This is a genomic window from Neobacillus sp. 114, assembly GCF_030127045.1.
Lineage (GTDB): Bacteria > Bacillota > Bacilli > Bacillales > Cytobacillaceae > Neobacillus > Neobacillus rhizophilus.
This window is the reverse complement of record NZ_CP126144.1, coordinates 814,500-830,510: the sequence shown is the minus strand read 5'-3', so window position 1 is coordinate 830,510 and position 16,011 is coordinate 814,500. Positions and strand designations below refer to the sequence as shown.

General features: G+C 39.8%; 15 protein-coding genes and 1 pseudogene. 4 read left to right on the top strand and 12 right to left on the bottom strand.

Annotated elements, in window-relative coordinates:
* Positions 1–3: 3 nt before the first annotated feature.
* From QNN06_RS04015 to QNN06_RS04005, 3 genes are all read right to left on the bottom strand, one after another.
* A complete protein-coding gene (locus tag QNN06_RS04015) occupies positions 4–1,065 on the bottom strand; it encodes an ABC transporter substrate-binding protein (protein WP_284037038.1) in 1,062 nt (353 codons plus the stop codon).
* A 31-nt stretch (positions 1,066–1,096) separates the two neighbouring features.
* Positions 1,097–2,197 (bottom strand): ABC transporter ATP-binding protein, encoded by a 1,101-nt coding sequence (locus tag QNN06_RS04010; protein WP_284037037.1) that lies wholly within the window; start codon positions 2,195–2,197, stop codon positions 1,097–1,099.
* Between the two features lie 87 nt (positions 2,198–2,284).
* Positions 2,285–3,157 (bottom strand): dimethylarginine dimethylaminohydrolase family protein, encoded by an 873-nt coding sequence (locus QNN06_RS04005; protein WP_284037891.1) that lies wholly within the window; start codon positions 3,155–3,157, stop codon positions 2,285–2,287.
* 203 nt (positions 3,158–3,360) lie between these two features.
* Here QNN06_RS04005 and QNN06_RS04000 point away from each other — a divergent pair, with 203 nt between their 5' ends.
* From QNN06_RS04000 to QNN06_RS03990, 3 genes are all read left to right on the top strand, one after another.
* Entirely contained in the window at positions 3,361–4,092 is a 732-nt protein-coding gene (locus tag QNN06_RS04000; RefSeq protein WP_284037036.1) for an IclR family transcriptional regulator, read from the top strand.
* An 87-nt stretch (positions 4,093–4,179) separates the two neighbouring features.
* The gene (locus QNN06_RS03995) at positions 4,180–5,352 is read left to right on the top strand and encodes an aminotransferase class I/II-fold pyridoxal phosphate-dependent enzyme (protein WP_284037035.1); all 1,173 of its coding nucleotides are present in this window, start codon (positions 4,180–4,182) and stop codon (positions 5,350–5,352) included.
* Positions 5,353–5,407: 55 nt separating this feature from the next.
* Entirely contained in the window at positions 5,408–6,772 is a 1,365-nt protein-coding gene (locus QNN06_RS03990) for an FAD-binding oxidoreductase (protein WP_284037034.1), read from the top strand.
* Between the two features lie 379 nt (positions 6,773–7,151).
* Here QNN06_RS03990 and QNN06_RS03985 read toward each other — a convergent pair whose 3' ends face one another.
* From QNN06_RS03985 to QNN06_RS03955, 7 genes are read right to left on the bottom strand one after another with little or no spacing between them, the layout of a single operon-like run.
* Positions 7,152–7,946 carry an ABC transporter permease gene (locus tag QNN06_RS03985; protein ID WP_284037033.1) on the bottom strand — a complete coding sequence of 265 codons (795 nt, stop codon included), beginning with the start codon at positions 7,944–7,946 and terminating at the stop codon, positions 7,152–7,154.
* Positions 7,946–8,887: an ABC transporter permease gene (locus QNN06_RS03980; protein ID WP_284037032.1), complete on the bottom strand. Its 942-nt coding sequence runs from the start codon at positions 8,885–8,887 to the stop codon at positions 7,946–7,948. The genes QNN06_RS03985 and QNN06_RS03980 overlap by 1 nt, the downstream gene beginning before the upstream one ends.
* Entirely contained in the window at positions 8,851–9,969 is a 1,119-nt protein-coding gene (locus tag QNN06_RS03975) for an ABC transporter ATP-binding protein (RefSeq protein ID WP_284037031.1), read from the bottom strand. The genes QNN06_RS03980 and QNN06_RS03975 overlap by 37 nt, the downstream gene beginning before the upstream one ends.
* 28 nt (positions 9,970–9,997) lie before the next feature.
* On the bottom strand, positions 9,998–10,789 hold the full coding sequence (locus QNN06_RS03970) for an HpcH/HpaI aldolase family protein (RefSeq protein ID WP_284037030.1): 792 nt from the start codon (positions 10,787–10,789) through the stop codon (positions 9,998–10,000).
* A 29-nt stretch (positions 10,790–10,818) separates the two neighbouring features.
* Entirely contained in the window at positions 10,819–11,355 is a 537-nt protein-coding gene (locus QNN06_RS03965) for a LeuD/DmdB family oxidoreductase small subunit (RefSeq protein ID WP_284037029.1), read from the bottom strand.
* Between the two features lie 15 nt (positions 11,356–11,370).
* Positions 11,371–12,633, bottom strand: a complete 1,263-nt coding sequence (locus tag QNN06_RS03960) for a 3-isopropylmalate dehydratase large subunit (RefSeq protein ID WP_284037028.1) — start codon at positions 12,631–12,633, stop codon at positions 11,371–11,373.
* A gap of 47 nt (positions 12,634–12,680) precedes the next feature.
* On the bottom strand, positions 12,681–13,787 hold the full coding sequence (locus tag QNN06_RS03955) for an extracellular solute-binding protein (protein WP_284037027.1): 1,107 nt from the start codon (positions 13,785–13,787) through the stop codon (positions 12,681–12,683).
* A 136-nt stretch (positions 13,788–13,923) separates the two neighbouring features.
* Between QNN06_RS03955 and QNN06_RS03950 the strand changes: the two genes are divergently transcribed.
* Positions 13,924–14,841: a LysR family transcriptional regulator gene (locus QNN06_RS03950; RefSeq protein ID WP_284037026.1), complete on the top strand. Its 918-nt coding sequence runs from the start codon at positions 13,924–13,926 to the stop codon at positions 14,839–14,841.
* A 387-nt stretch (positions 14,842–15,228) separates the two neighbouring features.
* Here the strand turns inward: QNN06_RS03950 and QNN06_RS03945 are convergent.
* Positions 15,229–15,339, bottom strand: a pseudogene (locus QNN06_RS03945) (DNA replication protein DnaD); the annotation flags it as partial.
* A 243-nt stretch (positions 15,340–15,582) separates the two neighbouring features.
* Positions 15,583–15,951, bottom strand: coding sequence for an SET domain-containing protein (locus tag QNN06_RS03940; protein ID WP_213118694.1), 369 nt, complete (start codon positions 15,949–15,951; stop codon positions 15,583–15,585).
* Positions 15,952–16,011 lie beyond the last annotated feature (60 nt).

Sequence of the window (16,011 nt, the reverse complement as noted above, 5' to 3'; positions counted from 1 at the left end):
CTATTATTCTAAAAGCCACTTCTGGAAACGTTCATTAACCTTATCATAGTTATCTACCCACCAAGCAGTATCAATATAAATTTGATTATCTAATTGTTCAGTGGAAGCGCCCAAGCCTAAACGTTCTTTTCTTTCGTCAGATAAAAGTGAAACGGCATTAGAATTGGCTGGAGCATTATCATATTTCATCGATAAAGCTGCTTGCTGCTCAGGCTCAAGTGAGAATGCAATAAACTTCATAGCTAAATCCTTGTGTGGTGCTCCTTTAGGTACGGACCAAGAGTTAGATAGAATTAAGCCTTGGTTAAATTCAACATCTTCCTTTGCCCCATCGTCTCTGGCTGATGTTATCCGGCCACCCCAGGCACTTGTGATCGGAACTTCATTCGTAGCTAGTATTTCTGGCGGCTGTGCCCCGGCAGTCCACCAAACTTTTACATGCTCCTTTATCTCATCCAATTTTTTAAAGGCGCGGTCTACATCAAGAGGGTATAATTTATCCGGCTCTACACCATCTGCTAAAAGAGCTGCTTCGAGCGTCCACATTGGGTCCTTATATAATCCGCGTGCACCTGGGAATTTTTTAGTATCCCATACATCTGCCCAACTTTTAGGATGTTTCCCCTTAGGGAAAGTTTCTGAGTTATAAGCGATCACTGTTGAGAAGACATTTTCAGGTACGGCATAATCATGAACAAGTTCCTTTGGGAGGCCATCTGTTTTAATCACATTAAAATCCAACTTTTCTAGCAGGCCTTCTTTCCCTCCTCGAATGGCAAAATCATTACCTACGCTGACTACATCCCATTCAACATTTCCGCTTTTTACCATAGACTTCAATTTGCCCACATCTGGAGGGGTTACAACAGTAACTTTAACACCATATTTTTTCTCAAAAGGCTTAAAGACTGTTTCTTTGTGGATATCTGTATATGGACCACCCCAATCCACCACTACAAGCTCCTTATCTTTTTTAGCCTCGCCTCCAGTTGCCCCGCTGCTACACCCAGCAATAAGCAGGGCTGCAACAGCAGTTGTCAAAACAGACGATAATCTTTTTTTCATTTCGAATTCCCCTCTCCCTATTTTTTATAAATTAAGCAGTTTTTTCATCTTGAATTAAACACGCATCTTTAGAGTTCCATCCTAAGAGGATATCCCTTCCGCTGCCAGACAGGTCAGACATATGCGCTGGAATTTTTGCCGTGATTTCTTCCCCCGTTTCCGTTACGGTCTTGATATTGACTGCTTCCCCTACATAAATGGTTTCTATAATTTTGGCTTGAATCGTGTTTTGAAACTGGGATAGATCTCTGGCAATCTGAATATTTTCTGGTCGTAGTGCAATCAGCATGGATTGATTCTTCACTTCTATCCCAAAATCTTTTATTCGTTCGACATCAGCAATAAACGAATCATGGACCTTAACCTTAACATTTTCTTCAGAAACATTTACCACATTGCCTTTTATCAAATTGATTTCCCCGATGAATTCCGCAACAAAGCGATTTTTAGGATGTTTATAAATATTTTCAGGTGTATCAATTTGCTCGACTTTCCCATTATTCATGACACAAATTTTGTCAGACATCGTTAATGCTTCTTCCTGATCATGGGTTACGCTTACAGTTGTGATCCCTACTTGTTTTTGAATATGTTTTATTTCCAATTGCATTTGTTTACGTAATTGTTTATCAAGGGCGCCTAGAGGTTCATCTAATAGAAGAAGTGGTGGATTGAAGACAATTGCTCTTGCCAAGGCTACGCGTTGTTGTTGTCCTCCGCTTAGCTGTTCCGGGTATCTAGACCCAAATTGCTCAAGATGAATAAGTTTAAGGATCGTTTCTACCTTTTGTTTTATTACTTCTTTTGGAAATTTACGAAGACGCAGTGGATAAGCGATATTATCAAAGACAGTCATATGAGGAAAAAGGGCGTAGTTTTGAAACAACATACCAATCTCTCTTTCATAAGGCTTCTTCTTTGAGATATCTACATCATTTAAAACAATAGAACCATTACTTAATTGTTCAAAGCCGGCAATTAATTTTAGTAAGGAAGTTTTCCCGGAGCCGCTTGGTCCCAATATTGTTAGGAATTCGCCTTGATTTACCGTTAAATTTACATCGTCAACGGCTTTAAATTTCTTATAATATTTTGTAGCATTAACAATCGACAAACTGTTGCCTATTACCATGCTTTAACCTCCTGCTCGATAAACTGCAATCTATTTCTATCAATCAATGAATCTGATTCCATTAAGGAATTTCTTCGTCTTCATTACCTACTTTCTAACAACAGGTGCAGTAAGGCAGGTTGGACCTCCAGTTCCCTTATAAGAGATTTCTGTCCCTTTGTATTCGTATACGGTGGCTCCTGCCTTTTCAAGCTCCCTCTTTGTGTAATCGTTTCCATTAGGAATCACACAAATCCTTGGGGCAAGTGCTAAAACATTGCAGCCAAGATTGTGATATTCGTCTTCAGGAACTTCAATCATCTGAACGTTTCTTTTCTCTAATAACTGTCGGAAAAATACGGGCATCAACGGCGAATAAACGACCGCCAAATTATGGTCCACCATACTGATAAACGACATCAAGTGCAAGCATTCTTCTTCCCCTTGATGATAGGGGAGCTGAACAACAATGAAATCATCGATGAAAGGTTTGGTTATTTCTTTTAATTGGTTTATCGCTTCATCGTTTGTCCGGAATCCACGCCCTACTGCCAATGTCCGTTCATCCAGCCAGACAAGATCCCCGCCATCGGCCACTGCATCTCCGGAAAGTTCACCAACAATCGGAATATCATTTTCTTTTAAAAACTGCTTATATACTTCAGCTTCAGTTTGCCTTACTTTTTTGCCTGACTTAAGAATGATCGCTCCATGCTTGGTGAACTTAACAGGGTCGTGTGCGTATAAAGAGTCAAGTCCCGTTTGATCAGATGGCGGCAAAAAGCTCACTTTCCCAACGTGCCTTTTCAATATTGATAAAAATTCTTCGTACTCCCTTATTGCCTCCTTATAATCCGGTTCCGAAATATAATTAAATGTTTTCCAGTTTCTATTTAGATACTCTTGGCTGATAAAAGCATCTCGTGGATGTTTTACAATCACATGCTCTAATTTCTTAAACATGGAACAGCAATAGTCCATTGTTATATTCATCGTTACCAACCTTTCCGTATAGTGGAATTTAATTCTTGCTAATGGGATTTAATTCAAATATAATGAAAGTTGAGATTATTGTCAATTATGAATTTTCAGTATAATGCGAACTTTTAAAGACACTAGTTTAGCAAGCAGCCATTTAAAAATTTGCTTTTATTTAATAGTACCTGTAAGAAAGGATGACATATATGCAATCTCTTGATCGTGCGATGCACATAATAAAGGCCTTAATAAAACATGATCCAAATCGAATGTTTTCCATTACAGAACTAGCAAAAGAATGCGAACTCCCCAATAGCTCGATGCATCGCATCTTAACTGCAATGATGAAACATGAAATGATCAAACAGGATCCACAAAGTAAGTTATATGGACTTGGCACCATTTGGCTTGAATACGGTTTAATCGTTTACGATACGCTTGATTATGTCAGCTTAATCAGGCCGGAGCTGGAGAACCTGATGAAAACGGTCCAAGCAACGGTCTACTTGAGCAAGCCAATCGGAAGTGAATCCATCATTGTTGAAAGAATTGACTGCATTAATCAAACGATCCGTGTCCATGACAAATTAGGGCTTCGAACCCCTTTATACACAGGTGCTGCCAATTTAACGATGCTTGCCCATATGCCAGCCATTTTTGTGGAAAAAGTAATTTCTGACTTCCCAGAAAGCGAGAGGCCTTCCATCCACCATCGTTTAAACAAAATAAAAATAGATAGTTTTGAATTAGTCCAAGAAGAGCAAAAAGGGGGTATTTCTTCGATAGCATCTCCTATTCTTAATCATTACGGAGGAGTGATCGGTGCTGTAAGCATCAAATTAAATATATCTAGCTTAACAGAGGATCAATTGAAGAGGACGATTAGCGAAGTGGTCAATACAGGGAATAAAATCTCATGGAAAATGGGTTATTCATAAGGTGGTGGATGCTTTTAAACATTTTAGCAAGTAATTCATAATGCCTGTCCCAGTTCTTTAAAAAATGATAAGGAAGGACATGATCAAATGAAAAATCTTCTAAATAAAAACGTACTAGGAATAGAGATGTCTGGTATTCGCAAAATTGCAAATAAAATAGAGCGATCAACTGACATTATTAACTTAACTTGGGGACAACCGAATTTTTCTACCCCTGAATACGTCAAAAAGGCAGGCATAACTGCAATTGAAGAAAATCAAAATGCCTATTCTGAGACCGCCGGATTATTTGAACTGCGGCAGGCAGCATGTGATTATGTTCGTGATCTTTATCATTTATCTTATCATCCCGAAGACGAAGTAATTGTCACCACTGGAGCCAGCGAGGCTCTTGACCTTGCTTTTCGTACCATTCTAGAAGAAGGTTCTGAAGTTATCCTGCCTGTACCGATCTATCCGGGGTATGAACCTCTCATTAAATTATGCAACGCAGTTCCCGTTCTCATTGATACAACTGAAAGTAATTTCAAGTTAACTGCTGCCCAACTAGAGGCACATATAACCGAGAGAACCCGATGTGTCGTACTCCCCTATCCTAGTAATCCGCTAGGTTCAATCTTGACACAAGAAGAAGTATTGGAGATTAGTAAAGTTTTAGAAGATAAAAAAATATTTATTATTTCAGATGAGATTTATAGCGAGTTAATTTATGATGAAGAGCACTTTTCGATTGGCCGTATTTCTAATTTAAAAGACCGAACCATTATCATTAATGGACTTTCAAAGTCTCATTCCATGACTGGATGGCGTATTGGGTTTGCCTTTGCTCCTTCCTATTTGATTGACCAGTTTTACAAAATCCATTCCTTTAATTCGATTTGTCCAAGTATCATCAGCCAGTATGCCTCCATTCCCGCATTAACTCAAGGTACTTATACGGAGGAAATATTGGCTATGAAGAACGAATACAAACTACGGAAAGAACTGGCTTATCGAAGAATAGTAGAGATGGATTTGGAAGTAGTTGAACCAAAAGGTGCCTTTTATATATTTCCCTCTATTAAAAAAACAGGGTTAACATCCTTAGATTTTTCGATGAAGCTGCTAGATCAGGAAAAGGTTGCTGTGATACCAGGCAGTTCTTTTTCTGATTTTGGAGAAGGATATATTAGAATTTCTTACGCCCAATCGAGGGAAGACCTGATAAAAGGTCTCGATGGCATAGAGCGATTCTTACAAACTATAAAAATGGCAAACTAATTTTTCATTCATTTGAAACAAATTTCCCTTTTTAGGCTAAAAGCGAGGAGATAAAATGAATCTACTAGAAAGTTTAAAGCAAAAAATATCTGGTGATCGCCTTAGTACAAATGAAACCGTTCTCTTAAATCACAGTAAAGATGAATCCTTTCATTCCGGAAGACTTCCAGATGCTGTGGTTTTTCCGAAGGATACCCAAGAGATTGTTGAAGTTATGAAATTTGCTAATCAAAACAACATTCCTGTTACCGCATTTGGCGTTGGTTCAGGTCTTGAAGGAGCTGCGATTCCTATGAGAGGAGGAATCTCGCTTGATCTGCAAGAAATGAATAAAATATTGGAAATAAATCCAGAAGATTTTTTAGTTCGAGTCCAACCTGGCGTGACAAGGAAGCAATTAAACAAGGAACTTGGTAAGTATGGTTTATTTTTTTCCGTCGATCCTGGTGCTGATGCTACAATAGGTGGAATGGCCGCTACTAATGCAAGTGGCACCACCACTGTTCGATACGGAGCCATGAAGGACAATGTAAGAGATTTAGAAGTGGTATTGGCAGACGGACGGGTTATTCGTACTGGAGGAAAGGCAAAAAAATCATCATCTGGATACAATTTAACTGAACTTTTTGTTGGCTCAGAAGGTACCTTAGGCATTTTTACTGAATTAACGCTACAGGTGTATGGTATTTCAGAAGTCATTATGGCTGCTCGTGCAGTTTTCCCATCGGTAAACCATGCAGTCCAGGCAGCCCACGCATTAATTACTCTTGGCGTTCCAATTGCACGTATTGAATTAGTCGAAGGTGAAACAATTAAATATGTAAATCATGTAATTGGGACCAATTACGCAGAAGGTGACTCTCTGTTTCTCGAATTTCATGGAATCAAAGGAAGTGTCGAAACGGAGGTACAGGTAACGAAAGAATTATTTACTGAGTTTGGATGTTATAAATTTGAATTTGAAATTGATTCCTTAGGGAGAACCCAATTATGGGAAGCAAGGCATAATTCTTTATATGCGCTAATTCATAATAATCCCGGGAAGCAGGTCATGAATACAGATGTTTGCGTTCCATTATCCAAGCTGGCTGATGCGATTGAATTTACACGGAAATGTATGAAGGAATCAGAGTTACAGGGCGACATTATTGGCCACATCGGCGACGGAAACTTCCATGCTGGTGTATTAATTGACCCAAATAACCCATATGATATGGACCGAGCCAATCTATTTAACGAAAAAATTGTTAACTTTGCTTTATCTTGCGGGGGAACTTGTACCGGGGAACATGGCGTTGGCTTAGGCAAAATGAAGTATCAGCCCCTTCAACATGGAGAAGCATTGGATGTCATGAAAAGTATAAAGCAATTATTAGATCCGAATGGCATCTTGAATCCAGGGAAAATATTTTATTCGTAAATTCATTTAAGTCCTATTGCTCAGTTGGATAAGATATTAAAAAACCAGTCGATGACTGGTTTTTTTGCAAATTATTAGCGATTTTTCTTAAATAAATAAAAGTCGAAATCGTAAAGAGTTTATTCATCTCTATAATCTTGGATTTATAACAATATCTACTCGACGTTTTCTTGCTTTCCCTCCATTTTTTTGCAAATAAATGGACACCCCCCCCTTTATGCAGGTTATATTCCCCCAGTTTTTAAATCAGTTTCCTTTGTAATTATCAGGCAGCCCAAAAGGCGGATTCATTGGTGAGAGCTGGCGGGTAACTGGGGTTAATGGGAAACAGCTCAGTACCTTTCTTTTACCTTCTAACAGAATATATCTGTAAGAATTATTAATGGGCGCTTCCAAAAAATCGTCCCACGCCATGGATCTTTTCCAATATTACAATGAGGATAACGGATATAAGAACCACCACGGTAGAAATAGAAGCAGTTAATGGATCGTACGTATCCTGCATATGTTGAAACACCATGATAGGCAGCGTTGTCACTTCGCCAGATGTCAAAAATAGTGAAACCGTAACATTATCAAATGAAGTCAAAAAGGAAAACATCCCTCCGGATAAGATCGCTGGTGTTATCAATGGCAATGTAATCTTCCGAAATACATGAAATGGATTGGCCCCAAGGATCATTGCCGCCCGTTCCAACGTATAATCAAATCCGCTTAATCCCGTTAAGGCGAGCCGAATGACATAGGGTACACTAATGATCAAATGCCCCAAAAAAAGGCCTAAAGAAGTTCCCGACAAGGCTAATGGAGTAAAATAAATTAACAATGATACTCCAAGAACCAATTGTGGTACCGATAATGGAGCGGTCAAGAAAGAAACAATAAAAGCTTTACCAGGAAGGTTATATTTTGCAAGTGCAAGCGCACCTAACGTTCCAAGAACGATAGAAAATAAGGCGGTAAGAAGCGCAAATTTAATGCTGATATAAAAGCCTTCAATATATTCCGGACGTTGGAGCAATTTTGTATACCACTGAATCGAAAATCCTTGCGGGGGAAAGCTGGGAAAGCTTGCCTGGGTGAACGAAGCGGGTATGATAACCAACATGGGAAGCAGAATATAAATAATCGAAACTCCCGTTATGAACGGCATAAGTTTTCCTCTCTTTGTCATTAACGGAATACCTCCTTAAAACGGCCCTTCTCAAACATCCGCGTGAATATCGTGATAGCTGCCAAAGTGATACCAAGCAAAACATAAGAAATGGCGGAACCGTAAGTCCAACGGAACAAATGCATAATTTGGTCGTAAGCAACAACAGGCAGTACCTTAATGTTCGGCCCTCCCATTAAAGCGGGAGTCACATAAGAGCTCATCGATAGACTAAATACAAGCACAACGCCAGAAACGACACCCGGTAAACTAAGCGGCAGCGTAATTGAGATAAATGTCCGCCTTGGACTCGCCCCAAGAATGGCACCGGCTTTCCCTAAGGAAGGATCTAAATTATAAAGACAGGTCGCAATCGACAAAATCATATAAGGCAAATAGGCACTAGATAACCCAATCACAACGCCTATCTCGGAAAATAAAAGCTTTAAGGGGCTGTCAATGATGCCAAGGCTCATCAGTATTTGATTAATGGTTCCGTTCGGCAGCAGCAAGATATACCACCCGAAGTTTCGCACAATAACACTTATCAGCAATGGCGAAGCAACCAACAGTGTCAAATAACCTCTTACACGAGGAGTACATCTGGACATGGTTAAAGCAACTGGATATCCCAACAGGAGGCAAATAATCGTGGAGTAGGAACTTATTTTAATGGTCGTCCAAAGTGAGCTTAAATAATATGGGTCGGTAAAAAACGCGATATAATTTTGAATACTATATGTTGCATTTGTAGCGTAAAGGTCATCCGTAACGATAAAACTTAAATAAAGTATGTAAAGCATTGGCACGATAAAAAATCCTAATATTAATAACGTCAAAGGGGATAACAAGAGAACTGCCGGAATATATCTTTGCAATTTCCTCCATTTCAAGTGACGATGGTGTGGTGTCTTGTTTGGAAGATCTATTTCCGTACTAGAATCATGTCTGATGACTTCCATCCCACAATCACCTCGTTTCCAATAGACCATTTCGGGTCAAAAGTTGGGGTAGTTATTTGTAAAGATTCTCCGAAGAAAGAAATATCCAGTTCCCAATAAGAGCCCATATAATTCATCTGGGTGAGTTTTGCGGCAAATCTGTTATTGCATTGATACATATCCTGATCAGCTCGAATAACTTCTAACTTCTCCGGTCGGATATATAGCTTGATTTCGTCACCTACTTGACAAGTCCGATTGGCTCCCAATATATTCTCTAAATCAACAAATAATTTCCAATTTTCTTTCAATTCCACGCAGATTTTACCATCCTCGATAGCGAATACTCTTCCATGCAAACAATTTGATTTCCCTATAAATTGAAAGACGAATTCCGTTTTTGGATTTTGATAAATTTCTGTAGGAGAGCCAATTTGGTCAATGCTGCCTTTATTCATCACCACAATCCTATCCGACATGGAAAGCGCCTCTTCCTGGTCGTGGGTGACAAAGATTGTTGTAACCCCAAGCTCTTTTTGCAAGCGTTTGATCTCTGCACGTAATTCATGCCGCAATTTGGCATCCAAATTGCTTAATGGTTCGTCAAGGAGCAACAATTGAGGCTGGACTACAAGCGCACGGGCAATGGCGACTCGCTGCCGTTGGCCACCAGACAATTCGCGCGGATAACGATTCTCCAGTCCGGTCATTTTGACCAACTCAAGAACACTGTTGATTCGCCGTTTACTTTCTTCCCCTTTCACTTTGTGTAAAGAAAGACCGAAATTTAAATTCTCGTATATTGTCATATGGGGAAATAAGGAGTAGCTCTGAAAAACCATCCCTAGATCACGTTTATAGGTCGGAACTCCGTTCATTTTCTTCCCTTTAATATATACTTCCCCCTGATCAATTTCGATAAAACCCGCAATCACATTCAATGTTGTGGTTTTCCCGCAGCCAGAAGGGCCTAGCAGGGTGAGCAATTCACCCTGCTTGACATCCAAATCTATGCCATTGAGAACCGTATTTGAGCCAAATTTCTTAAAGGCTCCGCAAATTTTCACATCGTGTAAATCAATCTCTTGATATGCTTTGACCAACTTGATTACCTCCCAACCGAATTGATGTTTATTGGTTACGTGCGATACTCATCATATTCTCAAACGTCTTTCTGATCAACGCAGTATCGACTCCAAAAGTTATGACTTGCGCGCCTTTGCGAACCCATTGATCTACATTCTCGGCAAAATCGGCACTCGTAGGATCCAGATTAACAGAAATAGCGATCCCCTTGGATTTTGCAACATTAAATATTTTCTCCTCGGCTTCAAGCACAAGAGGGTGATTTTTCTGTCCGGTAACACCCAGGGATTGAGCCAAATCGCCCCGTCCACTTAACACCATATTAATCCCTGGTACGCTAAGGATTTCTTCCACATTTTCTACAGCCCTTGCATTTTCAATCTGGATTCCAATAAGCACTTCTTCATTGGACCAGTTCGCATATTCGACAGCATGAACAGAACCGTATCCCGCCGCTCTAGGAGCAGAGTACATTCCGCGTGCCCCTAGAGGCAGAAATCGCGCTGTATTAACCACGTCCTGTACTTCCTCTGCTGTGGACAAATCAGGAACGACAATACCCGCTGCCCCCATCTCTAATACGCTTACAATTTTTTGAGGATCATGGTTTATTCTTACAAAAGGAAGAATCCCGCGTGCTTCCGCCGCTCTTATCATATGCTCAATCGTAAATTGATCCAATGGGGAATGGCAGCAGTCAAGGCGAATAAAATCCATACCTGACTGGCCGGCAATTTCGACGATGACCGGCGATGGAATTGCCACATACATACCAAATGCAGTTTTCCCCTGTTGAATAATCGCTTTAACCGAATTTTTCTTCAAAGCGTATTCCATTTTTATCCTCCCACTTTCAAATAATTTTGTCAATTTGATATTTCCGATGTCATTTCAGCTAATTTCTTTTTCGTGTATGCAACTAATCCGCCTTCGGCAATAATTTTCAATGCAGTCTCGGATAGTGGTTGACTCGAATACTCTTCTCCCGTTGTCAGATTCACAATCCGTGATAAATTAAGGTCGATCTTTAATTCATCATTTGTTTTTACTTTTGCCGTAATACCTGGACAAACAACGATTGGAAGAGCATTGTTAATAGCATTGCGAAGGAAAATTCGAGCGAAAGAGTCGGCAACCACAATCTGAATACCGGCCCCTTTCAATGCAAATACTGGCCCCTCTATTGTTTTTCCTCCACCCCCGAAATTTTTGCCAGCAACAACAATTTTGTAAACTCCTTCTAAAGCTTTAGTTGCAAAGTTCGGATCAAGATCCGCAAAAGCAGCCATTGCAAGTGAATTTGAGTCTAACCTATCCGATCTTTTAAATCGTGCAGGCATAATATCAAAAGCAGTGACGTTATCTCCAACGCAATAAACCTTGCTTGTGATTACTTTTTCCAACTATATCCACCCCTTCTAGTAAAAATCCCGCGGGTCTGTAATGACACCATGAATGGCTGAAGCAGCTACTGTTTCGGGAGAACCTAGGTAAACAAAGGAATCTTTGCTTCCCATTCTTCCCTTCCAATTTCGATTGCCCGAACTTATACATATCTCGTCAGCTGCCAACACCCCACTATGATCACCTGCGCAAGGGCCGCATCCGGGTGACATAATCACTGCTCCAGCATCGGATAGGATTTCCAGATATCCAAGCTTCATCGCTTTTTTGTACACTTCCTTGGAGCCAGGTACAACGAGGAACCGGACTCCCAGAGCTACACGTTGATTTTTCATAATCTCTGCTGCCGCCTTAATGTCTTCCAGCCGACCATTCGTACACGTTCCCAGATGGGCTTGGTTAATTTTTGTTCCCGCTACGCTTGTTACTGGATGTACGTTATCTAAAGCGTGTGGACATGCAACCAATGGCTCGAGTTCGTTTAAATTGATTTCATAGGTTTCGGAGTAAGTGCAATCCGGATCGCTGTAATAAGGAGTATAATCCCTTAAGGCACGGCCTTGAAGATATTCCAAAGTAATTTCATCCGGTTCGATTATAGCTGATTTCGCCCCCATATCTGAACAGAAGTTCGTCAATGTAAACCTTCCGTCCATTGAAATGGTTCTCAATCCAGGTCCCCCAATTTCGATTGTTTTATAAACTGCTTTTTCTTCATAGCGGAAAATGGACATCAATTTTAATGCAACGTCTTTGGTCGTAACCCCTTTTTGCAATTCTCCTACTAGATTAATGCGGATTGTTTCGGGTACCATCATCCATATTTCTCCCAGTGCCATGACTGCAGCAGCATCAGTCTGACCTACCCCCATAACGGCCGCCCCCATTGCTCCGGCCGTTGGAGTATGAGATTCATTCATTACCACTAGTTCGCCAGGTAGAATATGTCCTTTTTCTGGAAGAATCACGTGCATGATACCTGTACCCACATCATACAGATTGGTAATACCTAATTCGTGGGCCGTAGTGCGAATGTTTTTATGAATATCTGCCATTGCAACGGAATGTGACGGACTTTGATGATCTAAAATGATAGCGACCTTTTCAGGGCTTCTCACCTTTGATACACCTAATTTTTTTAATGTATTAAGGACTAGGTTCCCCTGAAGGTCCATTGTGGATATCAGATCTACTTTACAATCTAGAAACTCTCCCGGGGATACCTTATCGCGACCCGAAGCTCTAGCAAGAATCTTTTCGGTAACAGTCATACCCATTTTTCGCTTCTCTCCCTTTTTCCAAATGTGTTTCTTACATAATCTATTTACTTATTAACCTTTTTCCCAAGTAACGGTGAAACTTCTTTCGAAAATCTATCAACCATCTCAGGGCGAGCTTTTGCTAGAATCTCTACATCTGGTTTATAAATTTTATCGCTTTCCTTTAACCCTATAATTTGTTCAACCTTGTCCGATACTTTTGTTCCTTTTATCACTGGATAGAAAGAAGAATCAGCAAGAACCTTTTGTATATCCTCACTAATACATAGATTGATAAATTCCTGGGCTGCATTTTGGTGTTTAGAATTTTTTACAAGTAAGGCATGAAACCCTTGCAATGGAGCCCCTTCCTTTGGAATGGCCATCTTTAGCGGTAAGCCGGAGGAAACTAATTCGTAAATCGAGTAACTCGGCAAGACCGCTAGATCTGCTGCCCCTTGTTGAAGAGCTGCCATAATTTGCGTTGATCCTTTATAGAATGTGTCTGAATAACCTGCTAAGTCTTTGGCTTTATTTAACCCAGGTTCTAAATTGTCCTCAGAACCGCCGTTTGCTCGGGCAAGATTATATAGAATAGTAAATCCATAGTCGTTCGTCACATCTGCAAAGCCCGTTTTTCCTTTATATTCGGCTCGAATCAGGTCATTCCATGATTCGATTGGCTTCCAATGATTTTCCTCAAATGACTTCTTGTTATATACCGGTGTTACTACAAATCCCATAAATGGGGTGCCATTCTTCCCTAGCAATACGTATTGGTCGTCAAGCTTAGATAAATTGGGAATCTGTTTTTCATCCACCTGTTCAATCAGGCCTTTATTTACAGCATTTTGCGCTTCAGTCGGCGTCACAAATACTAGGTCCAGTTCCGGCGCATTTTTTTGAATTTCAACCTTGGAAATTGTTTCATTGGATTGACCTGATGTGTAATTGACCTTTATTCCCGTTTTTTGCTGATACTTGGGAATAATCTCTTCCCGTATGAAGTTTTCGATTACTCCCGTTCCCCCGGCAATGTTAATTTCTTTTACCTCAGAGGATGGCGTTGCGCTTGAAGATTTACTTTCTGCTGGTGCCTTAGGATTTGGTACCCCACACCCCGCTAATGTCACTAGGCTCGAAACAAGAATCATACTCAACCACTTTCTCATGTTCCACTTCCTCTCAAGAATTATTGATAGCGCTTTCCTTCTGTAGTATTATTTAAGCATATAGCCATTTATAATGTAAAATATGGATTTCCTATGGTAACATAACCATTCCCTATGTAAGAAAGAAGGTGATTTCGTGCGAATTGAGCAATTGCAATATCTCGTAGAAACTGCTGACTGTGGCTCAATAACTATTGCAGCGGAAAGGCTGCATATATCGCAGCCAAGCGTAAGTCAATCCATTACAAGTTTGGAAGAGGAATTGCAAACCACCATTTTTGTCCGTTCAAGATTAGGAACACGGCCTACTGAAACAGGCAAATTAATTATTGAAAAGGCTAGAAATATCTTAAATCAGGTCGGAGATATCAGAAAGATAGCTGAAAACCAAAATTCCCAATTAACAGGTACTATTTACATAACAACCATTCCCAGCATGTGCGTGACACTCCTACCTAAAACTTTAGCGGTATTTAAGAGTAAGTTTCAGAATGTTCATGTCGAGATTATTGAGAGCGGTTCTCGAAAAGCTCATGATGATGTTTTAAACGGTCATGTGGATCTTGGCTTGATTTGTACTCAATCAATGGATTATGACGAAAAATTAACTTTTGAGCGGTTAATTACCGGCGAAACCATGGTCTGTGTAGGCAAGCAATTTCCCTTGCCCGAAAAAAGGAAGATTACTCTACAGGAGATGATTAAATATCCTATTGTTATTTTTAACCAGGAATATTGGATGAACCCCTACATCCTTGGTCTATTAGCACAATACGGAGATCCAAATATATTGTTTACTGCAAGTAATCCAGAATCATTAAAAAAGGTTATTGCTGAAGGGCTTGCAGCTGGTTTTTATGCGGATTTCGCTCTAAAAATTGACCCTTATGTACATAATGGGGACATTATTCCGCTACATATTACAGAACATAATATGAAAACTTTTTTTGGCGTTTTGCATAAAAAGCAAATAAATGCCGCTGCTGAGGAATTTATTAAGGAATTAAGAACACAGGCGATTAACTTTAAAATGATTTATAACCTTACGGAGTGATTTTAAAAAAAATGCACCACTCGAATAATTTCGAGAGAATCGACAAATTACCGGTAGTGGCAGCACTTTCTTTACAAGGAATTAAACTCTGTGAAATTGGAATTAATCAATGGCTTCTGTGAAACAAATTTAAAATTGAGTGACAGTGAGTAGGAGTACAAAATTGGTGTCTAAAATCGATGACATTATGATTAAGCATGTCATTCGTGGGAGGGTTCCTGTTTTTTGCAAAATCCTGACCCTTTGAATTCTTAAACAATTTGGCCATTATAAGCAAGACAGGCGCTTTTCTTATTCCGTTCATGCGCCCGCTTCTTAAACATGCTAACTACAGTAAAAAGTGCCAGGCACCATCCAGAAAATTGGGTGGTGCTTGGCACTTTTTATTGTTTTCGAATTTGTCAGCAGATAGAGGTAAAAATACTTCTCCTCCGGGGTCATCTCTTCCACAACGGGATTTTCCCAAAATTCAGTTCGCACCATTCGATACTTTGCCATCCTTAACCACCATCCTTGTTTATTGAAAAACTCTATCCATTCTCTATTTATGGTTTGATGAGGAAAACGGATAGGGTGGTTTTGATAAAAAAGTGAATATTTTATGATATTCCACTGTTATCGATATAAGGAAACAGTTTCCCTAAACAAAAAAAAAAACACTCATAAATGTTGATTTAACAACAACAGTGAGTGTTTTTTCGATTATATAACTGTTTTAATCTCCTTGGGGGACTATTTAGATCAGATGACGTCAAACCATAAGGGCTCATCGTCGTCAGGTTCTCCATTATAGTTGATTAGAATTTCCTCTCCAGCTTTTATATCGGTATGTGCATAAAAGTCAATGGTTCTATTAGCAAAATTGTGTTCATGCAAGGCATTGGGCGTATAGGAGTGGTTAAATAAAGAACCGTACCCTAACGCAAGTGCACACTCATCATTAGCTTGATCCCACCAGAACACGTATTCCATCATAATCGTCTTTTTCAAATATTTGTAATCCCTCTTCGGAGATACAATAACTGGAGCTTCATGTATCAGTTCACCACTCTGAATGTCGCGGGTTGCAAATACCCCTCTGCCATATTTTGATTTCTTTACTTCAATCATTTTCTCTCACCGCCATTTTTTAATAAATGAATATTATTTTATTAATTTATGCCACCACTT